This is a genomic window from Nocardioides asiaticus (genome assembly GCF_040049175.1).
In the GTDB taxonomy this organism is placed as follows: domain Bacteria; phylum Actinomycetota; class Actinomycetes; order Propionibacteriales; family Nocardioidaceae; genus Nocardioides; species Nocardioides cheoyonin.
In genome coordinates, this window is record NZ_JBDZDM010000001.1 from 1,101,618 (window position 1) to 1,125,414 (window position 23,797).

Sequence of the window (23,797 nt, forward strand, 5' to 3'; positions counted from 1 at the left end):
TCACTTCACGCCGCCCGCCGTCAGACCGGCGACCAGCCAGCGCTGGGCGAGCACGGCGAGGACGTACATGGGGACGACACCGATCAGGGAGGCGGCGGCCTGCTGTCCGTACTGGACCGTGTGGTCGCCCTGGAACAGGGACAGGCCGACCGTCAGGGTCTGGCTGTCGGTGCGCTGCGAGAACGAGACCGCGAAGAGGAACTCGTTGTAGGAGAGGAAGAGGCTGATCAGCCCGACCGCGACGATGCCGGGAGCGATCAGTGGTACGACGATCCGCCGGAGCGTCGCCCCCGCCGAGAGACCGTCCAGCCATGCCGCCTCCTCGATCTCCTCGGGAATCCGACGCACGAAGCCCTCGAGGAGCCAGACGGCGACCGGGACGTTCGCCAGGCCGTCGACCAGGATCAGCCCGAGCACGTTGTTGGTGAGGCCGGCGTCCTTGAACAGGTAGTAGAGCGGCAGCAGGGCCGCCACCGGCGGCGCGCAGTAGCTGCCCAGCAACACGCCCGACAATCGCTGACCGGACCGTGCGCGCGCCGCGAAGTAGGCGGCTGGCACAGCGATCACGACGGTGAGCAGCGCCGCTCCGAGGGCGACGATCCACGAGTTCCTGGCCATCGTCGCCAGCGGGATCGTGTCGAACGCGTTGCTGAAGTTCGCCCACACGAACCTGCTCGGGATCCACCCACCGTTCTGCACGTCGTCGGGCGAGCGGAGCGACAGCGAGACGAGGAACAGCAGGGGCAGGCTCACCACCAGCCCGATCACCAGCAGGGCCAGCCTGAGACCCAGGGGCCGCGCGATCGTCGACAGTCGGCTCATGCCTCCGCCACCGCCCTCTTCCGGGCGATGCCGACGATCGCCATCACGGCCGAGACCACGGCCACGAAGATGACGGTCGCGGCCGAGGCGACGCCGATCTCGTAGCTGTTCTGCAGGCCGGTGCGGTAGATGAAGAACGAGCTGAGCATGGTCGAGAATCCCGGCCCGCCGCTGGTGACGACCACGACGAGGTCGAAGACCTTGAAGCCGAGGACCAGCGCGAGCAGGAGCGCTGCCCAGACGGTGGTCCGGATCGAGGGCCAGACGACGTGGTGGAAGACGGCGATCCTCCCGGCCCCGTCGAGCTGGGCGGCCTCCACCAGGTCGCGCGGCACATCCAGGAGGGCCGCGAACACGAGGATCGTCACCAGGGGCATCCACTGCCACGTGTAGATGAGTAGGAGGGTGAGGAACGCACCGGTGCTCGACCCCAGCGGGTTGAATCCGTCCAGGCCGACATGTGACCAGATGCCGGTGAAGGCGCCTCCGACCGGCGCGAGCATCAGCTTCCAGGCCACGCCCACCATCACCGGCGGGGTCACCAGCGGAAGCAGCAGCAGGACGCCGAGGACACCCAGCCGGTCCCCTCGTGCTCGCAGGAGAAGCGCGAGCGCCGTCCCGGTGACGACGACGAGGACGGTCGAGGCCGCTGCGAAGACGACGGAGCGGCTGATCGAGCCGGGAAACGCCGTCGACTGGAGGGCGTCGGTGAAGTTCGTGAGCCCGGTCCAGCGCTGCAGCGGGAGGGCGAGGTTCGACTCGGTGAACGCGAGGCCGAGCAGGTAGACGGTCGGGTAGACCATGAGGAGCAGCAGCCCGGCGATCGACGGCACGGCGAAGAGGAAGGGCACCCGCGGCGAGCTGCGCCTGACCCGCCGCCGGCCGGAGGTCGATCCCTGCGCGAGGGCCGGACGTCGCTGCGCACCTGTCGTCTCGGCGACGGTCATCCCGAGGCTCCCTTGCGCCACTGGTCCGTCGCGTCCGAGAGCGCCTGCTCCGCCGACTTCTTGCCCTGGATCGCCAGCGCGATCTCGTCGCACATGGCCTGGAGCCCGGCCGGGTCGTCCGGTCCGGCCGGCCACGCGAGCGGGTCACCGACCAGACCGGTCCTGATCGTGTCGTACGCCCTGGGCAGCGACTTCTTGTACGCCGCGTCGTTCAGCACGCTGGTGCGGGCCGGGTCGATCCCGGTGCCCGCCTTCGACGCCACCGCGAGGTTGTTGGCCTTCGACGTCGCCCACTTCACGAACTCGGCCGCCTCGACCTGCTGCTGCGATCCCGCGGAGACGCCGAGCCCGAAGCCGGCGTCCAGCGCGGTCCGCGGCTTGGTGTTGCTGCCGCCGACGGGGAGGGGTACGGCATCCCACGCGTCGACGACCTTGGACATCGACGGGTCGCTCGCCTTCAGGGCCATGTCCGTCCAGGTGTCGATCATCGCGCCCTGCCCGGACAGGAAGGCGGAGTTCGCCTGGTCGAAGCCGATCTGGAGGGGCGTCGGCAGGGCGTACTTCGAGACGTTGATGAGCCCGGTCAGGGCCTGGACCGCCTCGTCGGTGTTGAGGTCCGGCTTCCCGTCGCTGTCCACCAGCGAGCCGCCGTAGCCGGCCAGCCGGTTGATGAAGGTGCAGCCGAGGATCATCGGCACCTGCTGTCCCTCGATGACCGCGCCGTAGACCTTGCCGTGGCTGTCCTTCGTGATCTTCTCGACGGCGGCGTCGTAGTCGTCCCAGGTCTTGGGAGGGTCGAGCTTGTAGGTGTCGAAGACCTTGGCGTTGTAGAAGAGGATGTGCGTGTCGCCGTCGAACGGCAGCCCGTACCGCTTGCCGTCGTACAGCGTGTACGGGTCCCAGATCGATCGCAGGAAGTCCCCTGTGTCGATGTCGGACTGCGACTTGATCCACGCGGTCAGGTCGACCAGCGCGTCCGCGGCCACCAGTGAGCCGAGGCCGAAGTAGAAGTAGTCGAAGACGTCGAACTGGCCCGCCCCGCTCTGCACGTCCAGGATCTGCTTCGACGTGAGCTGGTCGTACGGTGCGGCGGTCACCTTCAACGTGCCGCCGAACTCCTTCTCGAACTGCTTCGCGAGGACGTCCTTGAAGGCGATCACATGCGGCTGGTTCACCAGCAGGCTGATCGTCTTGCCCTTGAGCGACGCCTTTGCGCCGGCATCGACCTGAGCACTCGCCGACGAGCCGCCGCACGCCGTCAGGAGCCTGCCGGCCGCCAGGGCCGAGGTGCCCACGAGGGCACCTCGCAGGATCTGGCGACGACTGGCCGCGAGCCGTCCGACCGATGTCGGCCCCGGGTGACCGGATGGGACCATCGCGTTCATATGCACGTTCCTTCTCGTGTCCGCCTGCGGTGGCGCCCTCGAGCGCGACAGGGCCCCATCGCCCCGTGGCTGCCCGGCACCTGACCTCAGTCCCCATCAAAGTCGAGTGACATGGTGGATAATCACACGTTGTCGCCCCTCGGGCCACGGGCGCCGAGCCGATTCGACGATCGGAAGCACCGATAGCGAGATCGGCAAAACCATTAACTGCATTAAGTTACATGACTATTACAGGAGCCCGCGATGCGCATCGAACAACTGGAGTACATCGCCGCAGTGACGCACTACGGCTCGCTGCGCCGCGCGAGCGAGCAGCTGCACATCTCGCAACCCGCGCTGAGCGAGGCGGTGACGAAGCTCGAGCGCGAGCTGGGCGTGACGCTCCTCGACCGACGCCGGTCCGGCGCGCGGATCAGCCGCGAGGGGCGCGAGCTGCTCGGCAGCATGACGGAGGTCCTCGAGGCGGTCGACCGGCTCCGGGTCGCGGCCGGGTCCCAGGAGACGCGCGGGCGCGTCGTACGCGTGGGGACCGTCAACGCCGGTACGACGTCGCTGCTCTTCCCCGCCCTGCGGGAGTTCCAGCGGGAGCAGACCGGTACGCCGGTCGAGATCCGCAACCTGCAGCAGGACGAGATCAGGGTCGGCCTCATCGAGGGTGCCCTCGACCTGGGGCTGGTGAACCTCCTCGACGGCGACGACCTGTCCCCGGACCTGCTCGCGACGCCACTGCGGAGGGGAAGGCCCGTGGTCGTGCTCCCGGCCGACCATCGGCTCGCGGAGGAGAGCGAGATCCGGATCGACGACCTGCGCGCGGAGCCGTTCGTGGCGATGCGCGCCGGCTACCTCATGCACCGGTTCGCGCACCGCGTCTTCGGTCGTTCGCTGCCCCGCGGCTGGCACATCACCGACGGCGCGGAGATGGGGAAGATGATGGTCGCCGAGGGCCTCGGCGTGACGCTGCTGCCGGACTTCTCGGTCGTAGGCGACACGCTCGAGCGCGCCGGGCTGATCGCCGCGCGGCCGATCGCCGGTGACCAGACCGCGGTGACGATGGTCGCCCTCCAGGCACGTACGGCGAGGTCGGGCGGGAGCACCGAGGCGCTCCTCCGCGCGCTCCTCGCGCAGTCCGACGGCTCCGCCGAGCAGCGCTCGGCGTCGTGAGGCCGGCGCTCAGTCCAGCGGGTAGGCCTGCACGAACTCGGTGAGCCGCGCGAGCTGGTCGGGGTCGGTGCTGGGGATGACACCGTGGCCGAGGTTGAAGACGTGGCCGGGCGCGGCGCGGCCGGCCTCGATGACCTGGGCGGCGCGCTCGAGCAGGACCTCGGTGGGCGCGAAGACGAGCGTGGGGTCGAGGTTGCCCTGGACCACGCGACCGCCGACCTGCCCGATCGCCCAGTCGAGGGGCGTACGCCAGTCGACGCCGACGACGTCGGCGCCAGCCTCGCCCATGAGCGGGAGGAGGAAGCCGGAGTTGACCCCGAAGTGGATGCGCGGGACGCCGAGCTCGCCCACGCGTGCGAGGACGCGCGCGGAGTGCGGCATGACGAAGCGCTCGTAGTCCTGCGGCGTCAGCGCGCCGGCCCAGGAGTCGAAGAGCTGGACGGCGCTGGCACCGGCGGCCACCTGCACCTCGAGGAACGCCGCAGAGATGTCGGCGATCTTCGCCATCAGCGCGTCCCAGACGTCGGGGGCGCCGTACATGAGCGCCTTGGTGCGGGCGTGGTCCTTCGAGGGACCGCCCTCGACGAGGTACGAGGCGACGGTGAACGGCGCGCCGGCGAACCCGATCAGCGGGGTGCCGTGCTCGCCGATCCCCGCCAGCTCGGCGATCAGGGACCGGACGGCTGCGGTGACGAACGGGACGTGCTCGGGGGTGAGGTCGGGGATCGCCTCGACGTCGGCGAGGGTGCGCACGGGCTGCGCGACGACCGGACCGACGCCCGGCTTGATGTCCAGGTCGACACCGACCGCCTTGAGCGGCAGCACGATGTCGCTGAAGAAGATCGCCGCGTCGACGCCGTACCGCCTCACCGGCTGGAGCGTGATCTCGGTGACCAGGTCCGGATCCATGCAGGACTCGAGCATGCCGATGCCCTCGCGTACGGCGAGGTACTCCGGCAGCGCCCGGCCCGCCTGGCGCATGAACCACACCGGCGTGTGGGACGGCTTCTCGCCACGGACCGCCCGGAGGAACGCGCTCTGCGTCAGGGCGCCCCGCCCCGGGGTGCCGTGGTCCTGCTCGTCCGCTCGGGGGGTCGTCACGGGACGATGGTCCCACCTGGTGCGGCGTGTGCGCACATCGCCGGAAGGCAAAGCGACCTACGCTGGCGGCATGGTCGTGCGCGAGGAGACGCGCCCGGACGCGGGTGCGCGCGGCCCTGCTGAGTTCAGGGCCGCGGTGGCAGCCTTGCGCGCCGCCACCCTGCGCCCGGAGGTCTTCTGCGAGGAGATGCCGGCGCCGCAGCGGATCGCGCCGTACGCCACGGCCCTCTCCGCCGACGTCACCGTCCCCGTCGACGGCACCGACACCGACGTCGCGACCGGGCGCCTGATCCTGCTCCACGACCCGGACGGCAACGACGCCTGGGCGGGGGGCACCTTCCGTCTCGTCGCGTACGCGCGGGCCGAGATCGACGTCGAGCTGATCACCGACCAGATGCTCGGCGAGGTGGGCTGGTCGTGGCTGACCGAGGCGCTCGAGGCGCACGGCGCGTCGTACGCCGCTGTCTCGGGCACCGTCACCCGGGTCGCGACCGAGAGCTTCGGCGGGATGTCCGACGAGGAGGGCTCGGCCCAGATCGAGATCCGCGCCTCGTGGACGCCGGTGGCCGCCGGGGACGACGCCGGGCCGGTCGACGTACGTCCGCATGCGGAGGCCTGGGGCGAGCTGCTGTGCACGGCGGCCGGGCTTCCGCCCGTGCCGGACGGCGTCACGGTCATCCCCAGCCGGCGAGGACAGCGCGGCTCGTGACGGAGGAGACGGGGACGGGGGCCGCCGGGGCCGACGTCCCCGAGACGGAGGCGCCGCCCGCCCCCCTGCTGACGCTGCGAGACGGGCTCCCGAGCGTCACCGAGACCGACGACGGCCTCGCCACCGCCGCGGCCGCGATCAAGCGCGGCGCCGGCCCGGTCGCGATCGACGCCGAGCGCGCGTCCGGCTACCGCTACTCCAACCGCGCCTACCTCGTCCAGCTGCGTCGCGAGGGATCCGGCACGTGGCTGATCGACCCGATCCCGCTCTCGACGATGGCGCCGCTGGTCGAGGCGCTCGAGGGCACCGAGTGGATCCTGCACGCCGCCACCCAGGACCTGCCGTGCCTCGCCGACCTCGGCCTGCACCCGAGCGAGCTGTTCGACACCGAGCTCGCCGGCCGGCTGCTCGGCTACCCGCGGGTGGGGCTGGCCACGCTCGTCGAGACGGTCCTCGGCTACCAGCTCCTCAAGGAGCACTCCGCCGCCGACTGGTCGACCCGGCCGCTGCCGACGCCGTGGCTGGAGTACGCCGCGCTCGACGTCGAGGTCCTCGTCGAGCTGCGCGACGCGCTGGCCCGCGAGCTGCGGGAGACCGGCAAGGACGAGTGGGCCCGGCAGGAGTTCGACCACCTGCGCGGCTTCCAGCCCCCTCCGCGGATCGACGCGTGGCGGCGTACGTCGGGGATGCACCGGGTCCGCGGCCGCCGCGGCCTCGGAGCGGTGAAGGCGCTCTGGGAGGCGCGCGACGAGCTCGCCCGGCAGCGCGACGTGACGCCCGGGCGGATCATCCCCGACTCCGCCATCGTCGTCGCCGCCCAGGAGCTGCCGACGGACCGCCAGAGGCTGCTCTCCCTCAAGGGCTTCCACGGACGCGGCGCCGAGCGCTACTCGCGGGTCTGGGTCGAGACGATCCAGCGCGTGCTGGCGATGTCCGACGAGGAGCTGCCCGCACGCACCCCGCGCGGCGACGGGCCGCCGGCGCCCCGGGCCTGGGCCGACAAGGACCCCGTCGCCGCCCGGCGGCTCACCCTCGCGCGTACGGCGCTCGGCGGGCTCGCCGAGGAGCGCAACCTGCCGGTCGAGAACCTCCTCACCCCCGACCACCTGCGGCGGGTGCTGTGGGCGCCCCCGCGCACCCGCGATCCCGGCGCCCTGCTCGACGCCGTCATCGGCCTGCTGGACGGGTACGGCGCCCGCGGCTGGCAGATCGCCCTCACCGCCCCGCTGCTCACCGACGCGATCCTGCGGGCGGAGTCGGAGGAGTGAGGCTCAGCCGGTCGGGCTGGCCGACGGCGTCACGGGGCGCAGCACGTTGGTGCTCAGGTCGTCGATCGTCTGCGTGACGGACTCGACGTCGATCCCCGGATGCAGCAGCTTGCTGATCTGCGGTCCGGCGACGATCTGGAGCTGGTCGAAGGTGTGCGGCGCGGGGATCGCGGTCATCCCCTTGATCGCGGACGTGAACACCGCAGCGTTCGCGGGTGCGCGGTTGGGCTGGACGAACGCGTCGGCGTACGCCACCTGCTGGTTGACGGGGACGACGTAGCCGGTCCTGGCCACCTCGGCGACGGCCTTCGCCGAGACGAGGTAGGCGAGGAAGTCGGCGGCGACGTCCGGGTCCTCGGTCTGCTCGCTCAGGCACAGGCCGCTGTAGTCGCCGACGGTCGCCGGGTCGCCGGTGCTCGGGATCGCCATGACGTTCCAGTGCAGCCCGGGCACGCCGCGTAGGTGCGGGACGAGCGACCGGTCGCCGGGCAGCACCGCCAGCTGTCCGCGCTCGAACCATCGCAGCGGCGTGGCCTGCTCCAGCTGCGTCGCGCTGAGTCGGAAGCGCTGGTTGAGCACGGTCGGCCACAGCGCCTTGATCGCATCGGTGCTGTCCTCGAGCGCGAGCCGGGTCGGGTTCTTCGGGTCGTCCACCAACGACCCGCCCGCTGCGGTCAGCCACGGTGCGAGTCCGCGGAGGTTCGGCGCGGCGTACATCCCCGCGATGTGCTTGCGCGGCCTGGTTGCGAACTTCATCGCTGCGGCGAAGTCGTCGAGGTCCCAGGTGCCGGTCTCGGGCGCGTCCGGGACGTCGAGCCCGCGCTTCTTCATCGCGTCGAAGTCGACCAGGTCGGTGTTGACGTAGAGCACGTCGGGCGAGACGGCGTACGGCATGCAGACGAGGTGCTTGTCCAGCGAGAAGTCGTTGACCGCGGCCCGCGAGTAGCTGTCCCCGAGGTCGATGTTGCGGGCCTCGAGGTAGGTGTCGACGGGCTGTACGACGCCGGCGGCGCTGAGCCGCGAGACGTCGGCGCGCGGGGTGAGGAAGACGTCCGGCGCCTCGCCGCTGCCGGTGAGGCTGCTCGTCATGGAGTACTCGTCCGGCCACGACTTGATCTTGATCGTGACGCTCGGGTCGACCTGGTGGTAGGCCTTCGCGGCTGCGCTGTAGGCCTTCACCACCGGCGACTTGCCGTAGACGCCGAAGGTCAGGGTGACCGGCTCTGCGGAGGAGGCGGAGGATGCGGAGGAGGCGGAGGATGCGCTGCTCGGCGTCGCCGAGGGTGTCCCGCTCGCGCCCGGCTCGTCGTCACCGCAGCCCGCGAGCGTCCCGGTCAGGACGACGGCTGCGGCGACGAGACCGGCGACCGACCGCACGTGCGATCCCACCGACGACCCCCGCCTTCCAGCTACGACTCACTCACGCTCCGGCATCGCCGGGCCGCCCCACTGTACCGACCGATCCCGACCTTGTTCACAACCCGTTCACCGGGGACGTGGCTGCCCGGTCGTCAGAGGTCGTGGAAGCGGCGCGCCTCGGCGATGACCCGCTCGAACATGCCCTTGTCGAGCGCGGTCCCCTCCCGGCGTACGCCGGTCGCGGTGAGCTCGATCAGCCGGTCCAGCCGCACTTCGGACGGGCGCCGCTCGCGGTCCCAGCCCCCGCTGCCGACGTCCATCCAGTAGCGGCCCCAGCGCGCCTCGTCGGCCGCGTCGCGGTCGTGGTCCTTGCTGGTGAGCATCAGCGCGAGCAGCCGCTCGGCGCCGGCACCGGCCTCGCGGCGGGCGATGATCAGCACCGGCCGGTCCTTGCCCTGGCTCGGGTCGTCCTCGTAGGGCACCCATGCCCAGCAGACCTCGCCCGGGTCGGGCAACCCGTCGCGCTCGGGGGCGTACGACGCCCGCCAGCGGGCGGGGAAGGGCAGCCGTCGTCCGACCCTGCCCGTCCGTCGGTCGAGCCTGTCGAGACCCCGCCTCAGCAGAGAAGGGAGCACGCCGGACCGGGAGCGCCTCACGGCGCGTGGCCGCTCGTAGCGGCTGATGTTGGGACCCGGGGCTGCCGCGGCCCGGCGTACTCACTGACCATTTTAACGACGCACCCCCAACGCGGTCTCGTTTTCGGGTATCGGCCCGTCACCCGAGCCGGTGGTCGAGCTCGGCATGGCCGGCGGACTCGAGCTGCTCGGAGAGCTGGAGCATGTGGCGTACGTCGGGGCCGCCGGCGGCCGGCTCGAGCGCCGCCCGGCCGGTGGCGACGACGCGCGCGAAGGCGGCGGCCCGGAGGAGTACGTCGGCGAAGTCGCCGCCCGCGATCCCGCGCAGGACCTCGTCGATCATCGTCTTGAGCTCGTCGGGCCCGGGCGGGTCGGCGACCCCCGCGACGACGCGGGCGACCTGGGCGTGCGCGCGGCCCGCGTCGTACTCCCGGGCGACACCGGCCGGGTCAGCGTACACCCAGCTGCGCAGCAGGAACAGCCGCCACAGGCAGCCGGCGAGGGTGTCGGCCGGCGAGCCCGACCAGACCTCGGCGATCGTCTCGATCCCCTCTTCCTCGGCGAGGTGGAGGATCCGCTCCGCCACCTCCGGGTCGTCGCTCTCGCGCGCGCCCCGGACGAGCGCGGTCGCTGCCCGGTCGGCGGCCTCCTGCACCACCGCTGGGTCGGTGCCGCCCAGCAGCTGGTCGAAGAAGCCGTCGCCCGGTGTCATCGGCGAGTGGAACTGCCTGGTCATCCCGATCAGGCTAGCGGGACCACGGTGGTCACCCGAGGGCTTTGCGGATCCGCGCGTCGCTGACGGTGCGGGCTGTGCCGAGCTGCTGGGCCCAGAGCTGGACGCGGTACTCCTCGAGCATCCACCTCACCTCGCGCAGCCGCTCGCCGGGCGGTCGACCCTCGGGGAGCGCGGCGAGCTGGTGGAGGTAGGCCGCCTGCAGCTCCGAGACCCGGTCCATCAGCGCGCGGTCGCCGGTGACGTCTGCGTCGAGCTTGCGGCGGCGCTCGACGATGGCGCGGAGGTACGTCGGGTAGCGGCGCAGCTGGGCGGTGCCGGCGTCGCGGACGAACCCGCGCGCCATCAGCCGGCCGAGCTGGTCGCGCATGTCGGTGAGGGCCGGCAGCTGGTACATGTCGGCCCGGCCCGACAGCAGCTTGTCGGCCTCGCGCCAGCCGTCGAGCGCCTTCAGCACGTCGCCGAGGACGGCACGGACGGCGGCCACGAGGTCCGCCTCGCTGCCCACGGCGGTCCGCAGGGCGTCGTACGCCTCCTTCGTGCGGGCGGGCTCGCGGACGTCGACGACCTGCTGGACGACGGCGGCGCGGCAATCCTCGACCAGGTCGGCGACGGAGGCGTACGGCGAGCCGGCGAGACCGAGCTTCTCCAGGTTGGACAGCCCGTCGACAACAGTCCTGGTGACGTCGGGCAGCTCGATCAGGAGCAGCCGGGCGACGCCGAGCCGGTGCCTCGCGGCTGCCTCGTCGGCGCTGCCGACCACCATCAGGCCCACTGTCTTGCCCTCGTCCTGCAGGCACGGGTGAACGGTCACCTCGTGACCGGCCCGCTTCTCGGTGACGGTCGCGGGGAGCTCGCCGAAGGCCCACGACGTCTCGCCGGTGCGGGTGATCCCGGCGTCCGAGGCGACGTCGGCGATGGCCCGGTCGAACTGCGGCTGCAGCGGCGCCTTGAGCGCGTCGAGGTCCTTCCCGCGGGCCTGCTCGGCGCCGTCCTCGCCGAGGATGCGGTAGGTCGGGCGCAGGTGCTCGGGCACCTTCGACCAGTCCCACGCCTCGCGCGGGATGTGGACGCCGGCCGTCGAGCGCGCCCAGCGCTCCAGCGCATCGAGCAGCGGCTCCTCCCCCGGCGGCGTCTGCGCGAGGAACTGCCTGGCCTTGTCGGGCGCCGGGACGAAGCTGACCCGGAGCTGCTTGGGCAGGCTGCGGATCAGCGCGGTGACGAGCTCCTCGCGCAGACCGGGGACGTTCCAGGAGAAGTCGTCGCCGCCGACCCGGTTGAGCGTCGCGACCGGGACGTCGATGGTGAGGCCGTCGTCGGCGGCCCCCGGCTCGAAGTGGTAGCTGAGGTCGAACGTCAGCGGGCCTGCGTCCCAGGTCTCGGGGTAGTCGGTCTCGGTCACCTCCTCGGCGGCCTCGTTGGTCAGCATGTCGAGGTCGAAGGTGAGCAGGTCGGGGTGCTTCCGACGCTCGTCCTTCCACCACCGGTCGAAGTGGGCGCCGCTCACGATCGTCTCGGGCAGCCGCCGGTCGTAGAACGCGAACAGGGTCTCCTCGTCGACCACGATGTCGCGCCGGCGGGCGCGGTGCTCGAGCTCCTCGGCTTGCTCGATCAGCGCGCTGTTGTCCCGGAGGAAGCGATGCTGGGTGCGCCACTCGCCGTACACCAGCGCGTGCCTGATGAAGAGCTCGCGGGAGAGCTCCGGGTCGACCTTGGCGTACGACACGAGCCGGTCGGCGACGAGGGGTACGCCGTACAGCGTCACCTTCTCGTACGCCATCACGGCGGCGCGCTTCTGCGACCAGTGCGGTTCCGACCAGCTCCGCTTGGCGAGATCGCCGGCCAGCCGCTCCGCCCACTCGGGCCTGATCGCGGCGTTCTGCCGGGCCCACAGGCGCGAGGTCTCGACCAGCTCGCCCGCCATCACGAACTGCGGGTTGCGGCGGTGCAGCACGCTTCCGGGGAAGATGGCGAACCTGGTGCCGCGGGCGCCGAGGTACTCCCGCGGGCCGGGGCGGCGGCCCTTCTGCTTCGCGTCGCGCTCCTCCAGCATCCCGATGTGGGACAGCAGCCCCGACAGCAGCGCCTGGTGGATGCCGTCCTCATCGATCGCGGTGGTTGAGGAGGTCGCGGTGGTTGAGGAGGTTGCGCTAGCAACCGTCTCGAAACCACCCTTGCCGAGCCGGACGCCCATCTCCTTGCAGACCTGACGCAGCTGGGACTCGAAGTCCTGCCACTCCCGGACGCGCAGGTAGTTGAGGAACTCCCGCCGGCACATCCGCCGGAACGCGCTGCTGGAGAGCTCGCGCTGCTGCTCTCGGACGTAGCGCCACAGGTTGAGCCAGGTCACGAAGTCGGAGGTCTCGTGCTTGTAGCGGGCGTGCAGCTGGTCGGCCTGGGCCTGCTCCTTGGGGTGGTCGGGACCGGGCCGCTCCCGCGGGTCCTGCAGGCTCAGCGCGGCGGCGATCACGATGACCTCCCGGACACAGCCGAGCCGCTCGGCCTCCAGGATCATCCGGGCCAGCCGCGGGTCGATCGGCAGCCGCGCCAGCCGCCGCCCGAGCTTGGTGAGGCGATGGTCTCGCAAGGCGCCGAGCTCTTCGAGGAGCTGTACGCCGGCGGCGATGTTGCGCCGGTCCGGCGGCTCGACGAACGGGAACCGCTCGATGTCGCCCAGACCGAGCGAGGCCATCTGCAGGATGACGCTGGCCAGGTTGGTGCGCAGGATCTCGGGGTCGGTGAACTCCGGGCGGCTCTCGTAGTCCTCCTCGCTGTAGAGCCTGATCGCGATGCCGGCCCGGACCCGGCCGGTGCGCCCGGACCGCTGGTTGGCCGAGGCCTGGCTGATCGGCTCGATCGGGAGCCGCTGCACCTTCGTTCGAGCGCTGTAGCGGCTGATCCGCGCGACGCCGGTGTCGACGACGTACGTGATCCCGGGGACGGTCAGCGACGTCTCGGCCACGTTGGTGGCGAGGACGATCCGGCGGCCGGTGTGCGGCGAGAAGACCCTGTGCTGGTCGGCGGCGGACAGGCGGGAGAAGAGCGGGACGATCTCGACCAGGTCCGCCCGACGATCGCGGCCGAGACCCAGCGCGTCCGTGAGCGCGTCCTGCGCGTCGCGGATCTCCCGCTCGCCCGGCAGGAAGACGAGGATGTCGCCCGGGCCCTCCGCGGAGAGTTCCTTGACGGCGTCGACGATCGCCTCCGTCTGGTCGCGTACGACGGGCTCGCCCTCCTCGTCGACGTCGTCGAGGTCAGGATCGCCGGGCAGCTGCATGAGCGGGCGGTAGCGCAGCTCGACCGGGTAGGTGCGTCCGGACACCTCGATGATCGGCGCCGGCTCGCCGGTGCGAGGGTCGTTGAAGTGGGCAGCGAAGCGCTCGGGGTCGATCGTGGCGCTGGTGATGATGACCTTGAGGTCCGGGCGCCGCGGCAGCAGCCGCTTGAGGTAGCCGAGCAGGAAGTCGATGTTGAGGCTGCGCTCGTGGGCCTCGTCGATGATGATCGTGTCGTAGCGCTTCAGCTCCCGGTCCCGCTGCAGCTCGGCCAGCAGGATGCCGTCGGTCATCAGCTTGATGCGGCTGTCCTTCGACGTCTTGTCGGTGAACCGCACCTGGTAGCCGACCAGGTCGCCGAGCTCGGTGTCCAGCTCCTCCGCGATCCGCTCCGCCACCGACCTCGCGGCGATCCGGCGCGGCTGGGTGTGCCCGATCATCCGGCCCGTGCCGCCGCGGCCGAGCTCGAGACAGATCTTGGGCAGCTGGGTGGTCTTGCCCGAGCCGGTCTCGCCGGCGACGATCACGACCTGGTGGTCGCGGATGGCCTTCGCGATGTCGTCGCGCCGCTGCGTGACCGGCAGCTGGGGCGGATACGTGATCGCGATCGTCGGGGTCTCAGGCATGTCGCCTCCATTCTCCCCGACCGCTGGTCGCCGCCACCAACCGTTAGGTCCCGTACGGGCGACCGTCCGTCCCCGAGGCGACTGTCCGGACCAACGGCGCCCGAGCTTGGGCCCTCAGACGTATCCGGTACGTCTGTGGGCCCGGGGATCGCTCAGAGCAGGTCCTTGCGGAGATGGATATCCGCAAAGCCCTCGGCGGGTACGCCGTCCCAGCGGAACAGTTCGCGGTAGCCGTGCCGCTGGTAGAAGCCCGGCGCCTGGAACGTGAACGACGTGACGAAAACCCGACCGGCGCCGCGGGCGCGCGCCTCGGTCTCGAACGCATCAAGCAGTCGCGTCCCGACGCCCGTCCCCCTGGCGTCCTCGCGGACCCAGGTCATCCCGATCCCGGCAGCGATGCCCCACGTCCACCCGCTCACCCCACCGACCAGCCCGTCGGCGTCGCTGACCTGCACAGTGAGCTCGCGGGCGGACTGCACTCCCGGCGTACGCGCAGCGTTGACGTTGTCCAGCTCGTCCGAGAGGCGCCGGTCGAGCTCGGCGTCGCCCTCGCCGACGGTGATGTCCATGACGGCATCCTTCCCCGTCGTACGACAGGCGCCTAGGTTGGGGGCATGACCGAGGATCTGGACATCCGGCATCGGATCAGCGCACTGGTGAGCGAGGAGAGGGAGCTGCGCGATCAGCTCTCCGAGGGCGAGATCAGCGTGTCCGACGAGCATGAGCGGCTCAAGGCCGTCGAGACCGAGCTCGACCAGTGCTGGGACCTGCTCCGCCAGCGGGACGCGCTCCGCAACGCCGGCGAGGACCCGTCGTCCGCCTCGGTGCGACCCGAGGGCGTCGTCGAGAACTACCTCGAGTAGCGCGCACCCGTCGGACCCTCCACCCCAGATAGGGTCATAGGTCCCGAGACTTCGCCCGCCCGCGGGCTTAGCGTGGTCGGCGCTCTTTACTTCGTGCCGACGCACGACCTGCGCCGACACCCGTGTTCTCGGGGGTCCGGATGGCCGCAATAGCCAGGCTGCTTGTCCTCTCGGTCGTTGCCTGCCTGCTGGCAGGGATGGCTTCCGTCGGGCAGCTCGCACCGGCGGCTGCTGTCAGGACCCCGTCTCCTCGTCTCTTTGTGACCGCAGACGCCGCCTCCGGCGCCGGTTCTGGGCAGGCACCCGACGTACGGACACAGAAGCCCAGCCCCAAGAAGAAGGCCTCGCCCAAGAAAAGGCGGTCGCGCAGGCCGAAGACGGCGATACCGCCAGACGAGCTCCACGAAGACGCTCTGCGCGCCCAGGAGTTCGTCGACAAGCATCGCGGTCGCGTGCCCGACAATCGCTGGACCTCAGAGGCGCTTCTCGAGTTGTTCCGGGACATGCGGCGTACTCGCGAGCCGTCGAAGCAGCGTTCAGCGCTCAACCAGCTCGTGTTCTACAAGAAGCTCCTGTCTGACCCTGACAACCTCGTCGTGCAGCCGATGCCGGCCGTCAAGCCTCTCCCGCCCGGAAGGAGAGCCGATCCGGACAAGCGAAGGACACCCGACGCCATCGTGCAGCGGCTCCTTTCGAGCGGCAAGACAACCTGGCGACGGGCGGAGGAGAAGACCGTCACCCTCACGCCCAACGGCATCAACGACTCGTGGAGGCTGCGCGAACTGTCGGTCGACGACCTGGTGACAACCACCAAGAACGCGTTGCGAACAGACCCGGACGGCTCCGGCGGCAGGCGTGCGTCGCAGCTCACCAGTCAGCTCTGGGTGCCTGGCACCTGGGAGCCCGTACCGAAGGAGGGGGACTACTACATCGTCGTCAACCTCTTCGGGCTCGACGCGGCGACAGGCGACACGTCGGCGACCAACCTCCTCGCGGAGTACGTCGACGAAGCTCGCAAGTACGCCCCGTTCTCGCTCGCCAACGCGGCGAAGTACGGTACGCGTCCGGGGACCGGGCTCGTCTACATGACCAGCGATCTACGAGTCGCCACTCGGCTCGAGCTCACCAGCTCGGGGTGGGAGAAGCGTCCTGCTCCGAGCGGCTCTGGTCCCGCGGTCCTCGCGCCCGAACAGCCGGCAAAGTCCGTGTCGACGACGGAATCCGCGGAGCCGAGTGGGTCTGCGTCGGCTCGCACGAGGTGCACCGGCCTCATGGGGAGCTGCCCGCTCAACCCCGCGCCGGTCTCGAACGACGTGGTGGGCTCACTGGAGCAGGCGGCGTCGAACGCGCCGGGCGGGATCGACTTCTCGTCCCTGTCGCTGCGCTACCTCTCGCTCGGCGAGTCGAAGGACGAGGGCGTGGGCTACGCGTTCAGCGCCGATCCCGGGGCGCACGGCACGACGGTGGGTGACGGGGTGGCCAATGCCCTGCAGGCCTCCGACGCCTTCTTCGTGTGGCTCGCGCTCCGGCCCTCGACCTTCTGGGTCAACCTCAAGCCGAACGAACCGGACACGATCATCGACCCGAAGCTGGGGCGTACGGCGGTCGGTCGGATCATGCTCGAGGCCGACTTCTCGCTGAAGAGAACATCATCGGCACTGGTCGACCCCAACACAGCGGCCGGGGCGAGGCTGTGGGCGGTCATCGGCCGGCGCTGCATGCCGGGGCTGCGGCTGTGGATCACGCCCGGCGTCGCCAAGGTGCGCGAGGACGGCAACCAGCTCTACATCGTCGACGCGCCGCTCGACGTACGCATCGAGCAGTTCGACTACCACCCGCGCCAGGGCGACCCGCTGCCGCCGTCGCTGGGGCGGTCCTGTCCGCAGCAGCCCGACTCGGTGAACGGGCGGATCATCGCCGCCTACCGCCGGATCATCCTGCCCAAGGTCGTGCACGCCGTGAACACCGCGCCGGCGTACGCCGCGCTGCGCCGGATCTACCTGAGCCGGGTCGCCGCGCAGTGGTACCGCGACCGCAGCGCCCAGCAGCAGACCACGTTCGGCAACATCGTCGACAGCGGGCGGATCGGCCGCTGGGTCGAGCACGGGACCTGGCGGCCGAAGCTGACCTTCAGGCGGTACGTCAAGGCGTTCTCGCACGGTCAGTTCCGCTTCACGAAGACCTGGCGCGAGGGCAACCGGGTCTACACCATGACCGTCGTCACCGGGGGCGTCGACTTCAGCGCGGTGCCCCGGAATGCCGTCGGACAGGCCGCCTTCAAGCGCACCGGACTGGGCCCGGCCGTCGACCGGAGCCTGCACGGCGGGACCGTCACACGCTCCGGCACGGGCTGGGTCGGCGGCAAGTCGCACGTCGACCCGACCGCACTGGCCCGCGCATTCCCGCCGGCCCGCGAGCCGAGCGGGCCGTCGAAGAGCATGACGTCGAGCGATCGGTTGCGCGACCTGGCGCCGTACGCCGTCGGCGGGCTGCTGCTCGCCGGGCTGGCGACGATCGGGGTCGCCGTACGACGCCGGCTGCGCGGATGAGCCCCGGACGGGAGGAGAGCGATGTCCGAGGAGAGCAACGGGCCAGAGACCAATCGTCCGGGCAACGGCCCGGAACGCCCGGAGCAGGAGAGACGGCGCAGGTCGGTGGTCCCTCTCGTCGCAGCGGGGGTCGTGCTGCTGCTCATCGCGGTCGGCATCGCCCTGTGGGCGTGGCTGGGCCGCGGCGAGGGTCCCGACTACGCGGCCGACTGCGCGGCGATCGAGAGAGCGGCACCCGATTTCGGCAACGACCTGGCGACGCTGGTGAGCCTGAACCAGACCGGCGCCGGAGCGGACGAGCGCCTCGCGCAGCTGCCGCGCACCGCCGACCGGTTGCGGAAGCTCGGCGGGCAGATGACCGACGAGTCGTTCGGGACTGCCCTGCAGCACGCCGCCGACGACATCGACAGTGCGCAGACGGCGCTGCAGAAGCGGGACCTCCAGGGCGGCATCGCCGCACTGCGGCGGCTGGTCCCGTTCATCAGCACCGAGGTGAAGTTCCTGGACGACCACTGCCCGCGCTGGCTCGGACCCGGCCAGTGGGGCGAGCCCGGTTCGACGCCTACCGGTCCGACGGGCCTGCCCACCGACCTGCTGCCCAGCAGCATCCCCAGCGACCTGCCGACCGACCTGCCCAGCGACCTGCCGACCGACCTGCCCAGCGACCTGCCCAGCGACCTCCCCGACCTGCCGACGCAGTAGCCGCTAGGAAGCGGACTCCTCCCGCGCCCGTGGCCGGCGTTGGCGGCGCTCGTGGTTGTCGCGGCGCTCCCGCTCCCGCCGCTCCCGGCGCTCGCGGCGTGGCTTCGGCGGCTTGACCGGGCCGACGAGGCGCGGCCCGGCGAGCCTGACCTCCAGCCGGCGGGCGGGCCGCTTGAGCGGCTGCGCGACGTACTCACCGAGGATCACGCCCGATGCCAGCGCCATCGCGATCGAGGCGGCGGTGAACATCGCGAGCAGCCCCTCGGAGGTGTCGCGACCGGACTCGTCGGCGAGCAGGGTGAGGCCGCGGTAGATCGACAGACCGGGCAGCAGCGGGACCACTGCCGAGACGACGACGATGAGCGGCGGCACCCGCATCCGACCCGACACCGAGTAGCTCACCAGACCGACGAAGAAGGCCGCGACCGCCACCTTCCACGTCCGGCTGACGTCGTCGGGGACCGAGACGACCATCGCCGTCGCGAGCCCTGCGATGACCGCGACGGGCGCGATGATCCGTCGGGGGGCGTACGACGAGTACGCGAACGCCCCGGCGCCGAGCGCAGCGCCGAGCACGGTCAGGCCGACCGACTGCAGGTCGGACGCACCCGGGATGACGGGCGGGATGGCCACGCCGGCCGCCGCCGCGACCCCGAGGCCGCCGCTCACGCCCGCGATGATGCCTGCGGTCGCCATCAGCGCCTCGAGGAGACGGGCGCTCCCGGTGATGTAGAACCCGCTGAGCGCATCCTGGAGCGCGCCCATGAAGCTGATGCCGGCCAGCAGCACGATGATGTTCGCGGTGATCGACGACGACACGTCGACGTCGATCGGCAGTGCGGCGGCACCGACGGCGAGCAACGAGGCGACCCCTGCGCCGGCGACCTGTTGGTAGAAGACCGGCATCCGCCGCCGGATCATGATCAGCTGGAGCCGGTCGATCGCTGCCGCGGAGATCGACGCCAGCAGCGCGACGCGTATGTCGCCGCCGAGCTGCATCGCCACCGCGGCCGCCATCACGGCGAGCCCGACGGTGACCGCCCACCGCGGCCGGCCGTGGCCACCGGACACGATCCGGCCGAGCTCCGCACGCGCCTCCCTCAGGTCGACGTCGTCGCGGAGCACTGCGCGGATGAGGTGGTCCACCTGGGTGAGGTGCTCGTAGTCGATGGCGCGGAGCTTGACTTGCCGGGTCGCGAGCGCGGGGACCTCCTCGGGGCTGGCCTGCCACTGCATCGAGAGGTTGATGAACGTCACATCGATCTCGGCCCCGCGCAGGCCGAGATGGCGCGAGAGCGACCGCATCGTCGCGGTCACGTCGGCCGCGCCGGCGCCCGATGAGAGCAGTAGCTCCCCGACCCGGAGGCAGAAGTCCAGCGTGAGGTTGACCTCGCGTGCGTCCACGCGTCCGATGGTGCACGTCGGTGGTCGGGCCTGTCGAAACCACGCCTCGACAGGCACGAGTACGTCGGGAAGGCTTCAGACATGCGGATCGACTTCCATCCCTCGCCGACCCCGACCCTGGGGGTGGAGTGGGAGCTCGCGCTGGTCGACCGCGGGACGCGCGACCTGGTCAACGAGGCGGAGGCGCTCTTCGCGCAGGCCAAGCCCCGGATGGGCGATCCGGAGAGGCTCCACAAGGAGCTCCTCCGCAACACCGTCGAGCTGGTCACCGGCGTGTGCGACACCGTCGGCGAGGCGATGGCCGACCTGACCGGCACGCTCGCCGCGGTCGTGCCGGCCTGCGACGAGCTCGGCGTCGACCTGTACGGCGGCGGGACGCACCCGTTCGCCTCCTGGACCAGGCAGCAGCTCACTCCCGGCCATCGCTACGAGGAGCTCATCAACCGCACCCAGTGGTGGGGCCGGCAGATGCTGATCTGGGGCGTCCACATGCACGTGGGGCTGCCGGAGAGGGAGCGGGTGATGCCGGTGCTGTCGGGCCTGCTCACCTACTACCCGCACCTCCAGGCGCTGTCCGCCTCCTCGCCGATCTGGGCGGGCGTCGACACGGGCTACGCCAGCAACCGGGCGCTGATGTTCCAGCAGCTGCCGACCGCGGGGCTGCCGTTCCAGTTCGAGACCTGGGAGCAGTTCGAGGCCTTCGCCGAGGACCAGCTCGTCACCGGCGTCATCGAGGAGCTCAGCGAGATCCGCTGGGACGTCCGGCCCTCGCCGAAGCTCGGCACCCTCGAGACCCGGATCTGCGACGGCGTCTCCACGCTCGAGGAGCTCGGCGCGCTGGTCGCGCTGGTCCACTCCCTCGTGGTCGACCTCGACACCCGGGCCGCCGCCGGCGAGACGCTGACGACGATGCCGCCGTGGCACGTCCAGGAGAACAAGTGGCGCGCGGCGCGCTACGGGCTCGACGCGATCGTCATCCTCGACGCCGAGTCCCACGAGCGGCTGGTGACCGAGGACCTCGCGGACCTCCTGGCCCGGCTCGCCCCGACCGCCGAGCGGCTGGGCTGTGCAGCCGAGCTCGCCGCCGTGGACGACATCGTCACCCGGGGCGCGTCATACCAGCGTCAGCGTGCGGTCGCCGCGGCCACCGACGGCGATCTCGTCGCGGTCGTCGACTCGGTGGTGGCCGAGCTGCGCAACAGCCTCGCCCGGACGCAGCAGTAGCCCGTCGGGCTCAGTCGCCGCTGGGCGGCGCGGGCAGCCCGTCGACCGCCTCGAACTGGTCGACCCCGGTCATGACGAGCAGGTCGACGACCAGCGACCGCAGCTGGATCAGGATCACCTCCGCGTTCATGTTGTCGGCGCGCTCGACCGCCCCCGTCGCCTCACCGAGAGCGAGCAGCGCGGGCCGGGCCTCCTCGGCGAGCCGGTTGGCGGCCAGCTCCTCCGCGACCTGGTCGGCGGCCTCGGCGAGGTCGAGCGCGAGCGAGGCGTACGACGCCGGCACGGGGCGCCCCAGGTGGGCGGTGACGGCCACCTGGCGGACCAGCACCCGCGTCGTCCGCAACGCGCGGTCGAGGGGCTCGACGAGCTCGGCCATCCGGCGGACGTGCTCCTTGTGGCGCACCCGGAACGGCGAGCTGGCCACGACGGCCATGCCCTCGTCGGCGGCGGCCTGCAGCTCGCGGATGAGGCCGTCGGTCGCCCGGGCGTCCGCGAGCACGGAGTAGCCGTGGTCGCCCGGCGCCCCCAGCATCACCTGCGCCGCAGCGCGCAGCAGCGAGGAGATCTTGCGGACCACCACGGCGGCCTGCTCCCGCGGGCGGCGCAGCGGCGCGGCCGGCACCACGGTCGCCGCCGCGAGCGCGACCCCGCCGCCGATGAGCGCGTCGGTCCAGCGGGTGAACGCCCCGCCGCTGTTGGGCAGCACGGTCGCCACGAAGATCGACTGGACCGCCGCCTGGTTGATGAAGAGCTGACCGAAGTCGAACAGCAGCGCCGCCGAGATCGCCAGCGCCACGATCAGCGCCAACTGCCACGCTCCGGAGCCCAGCCAGTGGACGAGCACGTCCCCGACGAGCACCCCGATGGCCACGCCGATCGCGATCTCGGTGATCCGCCTCAGCCGCTGTCCGTAGGAGGTCCCGAGCGAGACCACGGCCGCGATCGGGGCGAAGACCGGCTGGCTGTGGTGGAGCACGTCGGAGGCGATGAACCACGCCACCCCGGCCGAGAGCGCCGCCTGGACGACGTGCCACCGCTTCGACCGCCAGCGGGCGAACCGGCGTCGGTACTGCCTCCGCGCGGTGTTCCGGACGCGGTTGCGCGCGCGAGCGACTGCGGCCGGGAGCATGGCTCCGATCCTGCCAGAGCCACACCGCCGGGACGGACCACCTCACGGGCGGTGCCTGGCCCAGTCGATCGCGCGCTTGGTCCGGCCGAGATCGCGATACCAGACCCGGGTCTGGACCCGGCACCTCACCGTGTCGACCCGGGTGTCGTAGCCCTCGCACTCGGCGAGCGCCTCCGACGTCGTCGGCGGGTAGTCCCACGACCCGTCGTAGTGCTTGATCCCGAAGCCGTCCGCTGCGGTGCCGGTGATCCTCACGATCGTGGCGGGCGGCGGCGCCGCCACGATCCGGCGGGGCGCATCGGCGGCACCGGGCGCGAGCGGCCCGAACGCGAGCAGCGCGGGCAGGACGAGGGCGAGCGGCCGCAGCGTCCGCAGCGGCCGCAGCGAGATGGACCGGAGGAGGGACGAGAGCGACGAGACCATGGCGTCTCCAGGGGTCGGGTGCCGGCGGGTCCGGCACGCGCTGGCGACGCTAGGCACGTACGCCGACGGCCGGCTGCGGCGGCGAGTCCGGCTGTGGAAGCAGGCGCCGGCAGCACAGCCTGTGGACGGCGAGTGGCCAGCAGGAGACGTCGCAGCATCATGATGTTTCCCCCGGGATAGACCGATGCGGACGCCGCCCAGCCTCACCTCAGGAGGCGGCCTCCGGCAACGACCCGGCCGCGGCGTCGGCGAGGAGTTCACCGAGGCTTCGCTCCTCGAACCCGCCGCCGACCGTCTCGGCGACCGCCGCCAGCCGCGCACGCGTGATGTCCGCGACCGTACGCAGCCCGGCCCGTGCGGCCGCCGAGCCGGCCCGCACCGGCTCCGCGGCGTTGACGGACAGGCACGTCCGCGAGCCGCCGTCCTCCGCGTTGGCGAGGGCGACGGCGTGCCCCGTCGTGCCGGAGCCGGCGAAGAAGTCGAGCACCCGCGCGTCGTCGGGCATGGTGGCGAGGATCCGCCGCAGCAGGCCGGTCGGCTTCGGGGACTCGAAGACCTTCCCGACGAGCGCCTTCACCTCCGCGACGGCCACGTCGGTCGAGCCGATCTCCTCGGCCAGCCAGATCGTCCGCAGCTTCTTGCGCCGCGCGCGCCCGCCGGCGGTGTCGAGCCAGTCCCGCTGGAAGACGTCGACCCGCTCGCCCAGCCGGCCCCGGATCCGGCGGCAGACCAGGTCGCCGGGCCGCTGCTCGATGAGTGGCGCGCTCCAGCGCCACACCGCCGGGGTGCCGTCGCCGAAGACCGGCTCGATCTCGACCGCGCCCTCGAACGGCCGGGTCCTCACCGCCCCGGTGTCCGGGTCGCCCCAGACCGCGAAGTGGAGCGTCCGCGCGGTGCGCGGGTTGAACTTCTTGTTGGTGTTGCGCAGCGGCAGGTGGCGGTAGCGCCGCCCGTCCGCCGCGACCAGCGGGAAGTCGCGCTCGTCGACCGCGTCGGGCGTCGAGGCGTCCAGGACGCAGTCGCGGGCGTCGTACGCATAGACCAGGAGGTACTCGTGCGACGTCGCGAACCCCGCGCCCAGCTGACGCCCCTTGGGGTTGAGGTTGACCACGATCTGGGCGAGCAGGTTGCGCTCGCCGAAGACCTCGTCGAGGAGGAGCCGGAGGTACGCCGCCTCGTTGTCGTCGATCGAGACGTAGATGGCACCGCGGCGGCTCATCACCGCGCGCGCCGCCTCCAGCCGCGGCCGCATCATCGCCACCCAGGCGTGGTGCCGGCCGGACCGCCGTCCGTCGGCGCCGCGGACGTCGTCGTGGTAGGCGAACGCGCTGCCGGTGTTGTAGGGCGGGTCGATGTAGACGAGGTCGAACCGCTCCCCCGCGGCCGCGAGCGCGCGGAGCACGTCGAGGTTGTCGCCCTCGACGAACGTGTTCTGCGCCGCCACAGCCGTCACTCTAGGCGCACACGGCGTCCGGGACGGTC

Annotated in this window: 20 protein-coding genes; 7 read left to right on the forward strand and 13 right to left on the reverse strand. The window is 71.6% G+C overall.

Annotation, left to right across the window (positions count from 1 at the left end; translation table 11 throughout):
- From ABLE53_RS05365 to ABLE53_RS05375, 3 genes are read right to left on the reverse strand one after another with little or no spacing between them, the layout of a single operon-like run.
- Positions 1–822 (reverse strand): carbohydrate ABC transporter permease, encoded by an 822-nt coding sequence (locus ABLE53_RS05365; protein WP_348857661.1) that lies wholly within the window; start codon positions 820–822, stop codon positions 1–3.
- Entirely contained in the window at positions 819–1,769 is a 951-nt protein-coding gene (locus ABLE53_RS05370) for a carbohydrate ABC transporter permease (protein WP_348857662.1), read from the reverse strand. The genes ABLE53_RS05365 and ABLE53_RS05370 overlap by 4 nt, the downstream gene beginning before the upstream one ends.
- Entirely contained in the window at positions 1,766–3,064 is a 1,299-nt protein-coding gene (locus ABLE53_RS05375) for an ABC transporter substrate-binding protein (RefSeq protein WP_348857663.1), read from the reverse strand. Before ABLE53_RS05375 ends, ABLE53_RS05370 begins: the two co-directional genes overlap by 4 nt.
- A 333-nt stretch (positions 3,065–3,397) precedes the next feature.
- Between ABLE53_RS05375 and ABLE53_RS05380 the strand changes: the two genes are divergently transcribed.
- Positions 3,398–4,315 carry a LysR family transcriptional regulator gene (locus tag ABLE53_RS05380; RefSeq protein ID WP_348857665.1) on the forward strand — a complete coding sequence of 306 codons (918 nt, stop codon included), beginning with the start codon at positions 3,398–3,400 and terminating at the stop codon, positions 4,313–4,315.
- 9 nt (positions 4,316–4,324) lie between these two features.
- Here the strand turns inward: ABLE53_RS05380 and hemE are convergent, their stop codons facing one another.
- Entirely contained in the window at positions 4,325–5,416 is a 1,092-nt protein-coding gene (gene hemE, locus ABLE53_RS05385; RefSeq protein ID WP_425474840.1) for a uroporphyrinogen decarboxylase, read from the reverse strand.
- A 70-nt stretch (positions 5,417–5,486) separates the two neighbouring features.
- Between hemE and ABLE53_RS05390 the strand changes: the two genes are divergently transcribed.
- On the forward strand, positions 5,487–6,125 hold the full coding sequence (locus ABLE53_RS05390; RefSeq protein ID WP_348857666.1) for a DUF3000 domain-containing protein: 639 nt from the start codon (positions 5,487–5,489) through the stop codon (positions 6,123–6,125).
- Positions 6,122–7,393 carry an HRDC domain-containing protein gene (locus ABLE53_RS05395; protein WP_348857667.1) on the forward strand — a complete coding sequence of 424 codons (1,272 nt, stop codon included), beginning with the start codon at positions 6,122–6,124 and terminating at the stop codon, positions 7,391–7,393. The genes ABLE53_RS05390 and ABLE53_RS05395 overlap by 4 nt, the downstream gene beginning before the upstream one ends.
- Before the next feature lie 3 nt (positions 7,394–7,396).
- Here the strand turns inward: ABLE53_RS05395 and ABLE53_RS05400 are convergent, their stop codons facing one another.
- From ABLE53_RS05400 to ABLE53_RS05420, 5 genes are all read right to left on the reverse strand, one after another.
- Positions 7,397–8,782 carry an extracellular solute-binding protein gene (locus tag ABLE53_RS05400; protein WP_348857668.1) on the reverse strand — a complete coding sequence of 462 codons (1,386 nt, stop codon included), beginning with the start codon at positions 8,780–8,782 and terminating at the stop codon, positions 7,397–7,399.
- Between the two features lie 122 nt (positions 8,783–8,904).
- The gene (locus tag ABLE53_RS05405; protein WP_348857669.1) at positions 8,905–9,408 is read right to left on the reverse strand and encodes a type II toxin-antitoxin system PemK/MazF family toxin; all 504 of its coding nucleotides are present in this window, start codon (positions 9,406–9,408) and stop codon (positions 8,905–8,907) included.
- A 118-nt stretch (positions 9,409–9,526) separates the two neighbouring features.
- Complete coding sequence (locus ABLE53_RS05410) at positions 9,527–10,123, reverse strand: hypothetical protein (protein WP_348857670.1); 597 nt, start codon at positions 10,121–10,123, stop codon at positions 9,527–9,529.
- A gap of 28 nt (positions 10,124–10,151) precedes the next feature.
- Positions 10,152–14,021 carry an ATP-dependent RNA helicase HrpA gene (gene hrpA / locus ABLE53_RS05415; RefSeq protein WP_348857671.1) on the reverse strand — a complete coding sequence of 1,290 codons (3,870 nt, stop codon included), beginning with the start codon at positions 14,019–14,021 and terminating at the stop codon, positions 10,152–10,154.
- 152 nt (positions 14,022–14,173) lie between these two features.
- Positions 14,174–14,590, reverse strand: a complete 417-nt coding sequence (locus ABLE53_RS05420) for a GNAT family N-acetyltransferase (protein WP_348857672.1) — start codon at positions 14,588–14,590, stop codon at positions 14,174–14,176.
- Between the two features lie 45 nt (positions 14,591–14,635).
- Here ABLE53_RS05420 and ABLE53_RS05425 point away from each other — a divergent pair, with 45 nt between their 5' ends.
- From ABLE53_RS05425 to ABLE53_RS05435, 3 genes are all read left to right on the forward strand, one after another.
- Entirely contained in the window at positions 14,636–14,884 is a 249-nt protein-coding gene (locus ABLE53_RS05425; protein WP_348857673.1) for a DUF2630 family protein, read from the forward strand.
- A 260-nt stretch (positions 14,885–15,144) separates the two neighbouring features.
- Positions 15,145–17,433 (forward strand): hypothetical protein, encoded by a 2,289-nt coding sequence (locus ABLE53_RS05430; RefSeq protein ID WP_348857674.1) that lies wholly within the window; start codon positions 15,145–15,147, stop codon positions 17,431–17,433.
- 105 nt (positions 17,434–17,538) lie between these two features.
- Positions 17,539–18,135 (forward strand): hypothetical protein, encoded by a 597-nt coding sequence (locus ABLE53_RS05435; protein WP_348857675.1) that lies wholly within the window; start codon positions 17,539–17,541, stop codon positions 18,133–18,135.
- A gap of 3 nt (positions 18,136–18,138) precedes the next feature.
- On the opposite strand, the gene ABLE53_RS05440 is transcribed toward ABLE53_RS05435, so the two are convergent.
- Positions 18,139–19,539 carry a threonine/serine exporter family protein gene (locus tag ABLE53_RS05440; RefSeq protein ID WP_348857676.1) on the reverse strand — a complete coding sequence of 467 codons (1,401 nt, stop codon included), beginning with the start codon at positions 19,537–19,539 and terminating at the stop codon, positions 18,139–18,141.
- Between the two features lie 81 nt (positions 19,540–19,620).
- Here ABLE53_RS05440 and ABLE53_RS05445 point away from each other — a divergent pair, with 81 nt between their 5' ends.
- Complete coding sequence (locus ABLE53_RS05445; RefSeq protein WP_348857677.1) at positions 19,621–20,763, forward strand: glutamate--cysteine ligase; 1,143 nt, start codon at positions 19,621–19,623, stop codon at positions 20,761–20,763.
- A gap of 10 nt (positions 20,764–20,773) precedes the next feature.
- Here ABLE53_RS05445 and ABLE53_RS05450 read toward each other — a convergent pair whose 3' ends face one another.
- The 3 genes from ABLE53_RS05450 to ABLE53_RS05460 all read right to left on the reverse strand — a co-directional run bounded on the left by ABLE53_RS05450 (position 20,774) and on the right by ABLE53_RS05460 (position 23,759).
- On the reverse strand, positions 20,774–21,892 hold the full coding sequence (locus ABLE53_RS05450; protein ID WP_348857678.1) for an FUSC family protein: 1,119 nt from the start codon (positions 21,890–21,892) through the stop codon (positions 20,774–20,776).
- A gap of 42 nt (positions 21,893–21,934) precedes the next feature.
- A complete protein-coding gene (locus tag ABLE53_RS05455; protein WP_348857679.1) occupies positions 21,935–22,315 on the reverse strand; it encodes a hypothetical protein in 381 nt (126 codons plus the stop codon).
- Between the two features lie 208 nt (positions 22,316–22,523).
- Entirely contained in the window at positions 22,524–23,759 is a 1,236-nt protein-coding gene (locus tag ABLE53_RS05460) for a site-specific DNA-methyltransferase (RefSeq protein ID WP_348857680.1), read from the reverse strand.
- Positions 23,760–23,797 lie beyond the last annotated feature (38 nt).

Coding starts and splice junctions, on each gene's coding strand:
- ABLE53_RS05365 (WP_348857661.1), bottom strand. CDS start 822: ATGAGCCGACTGTCGACGATCGCGCGGCCCCTGGGTCTCAGGCTGGCC.
- ABLE53_RS05370 (WP_348857662.1), bottom strand. CDS start 1,769: ATGACCGTCGCCGAGACGACAGGTGCGCAGCGACGTCCGGCCCTCGCG.
- ABLE53_RS05380 (WP_348857665.1), top strand. CDS start 3,398: ATGCGCATCGAACAACTGGAGTACATCGCCGCAGTGACGCACTACGGC.
- ABLE53_RS05390 (WP_348857666.1), top strand. CDS start 5,487: ATGGTCGTGCGCGAGGAGACGCGCCCGGACGCGGGTGCGCGCGGCCCT.
- ABLE53_RS05410 (WP_348857670.1), bottom strand. CDS start 10,123: ATGACCAGGCAGTTCCACTCGCCGATGACACCGGGCGACGGCTTCTTC.
- hrpA (WP_348857671.1), bottom strand. CDS start 14,021: ATGCCTGAGACCCCGACGATCGCGATCACGTATCCGCCCCAGCTGCCG.
- ABLE53_RS05420 (WP_348857672.1), bottom strand. CDS start 14,590: ATGGACATCACCGTCGGCGAGGGCGACGCCGAGCTCGACCGGCGCCTC.
- ABLE53_RS05425 (WP_348857673.1), top strand. CDS start 14,636: ATGACCGAGGATCTGGACATCCGGCATCGGATCAGCGCACTGGTGAGC.
- ABLE53_RS05445 (WP_348857677.1), top strand. CDS start 19,621: ATGCGGATCGACTTCCATCCCTCGCCGACCCCGACCCTGGGGGTGGAG.
- ABLE53_RS05450 (WP_348857678.1), bottom strand. CDS start 21,892: ATGCTCCCGGCCGCAGTCGCTCGCGCGCGCAACCGCGTCCGGAACACC.
- ABLE53_RS05455 (WP_348857679.1), bottom strand. CDS start 22,315: ATGGTCTCGTCGCTCTCGTCCCTCCTCCGGTCCATCTCGCTGCGGCCG.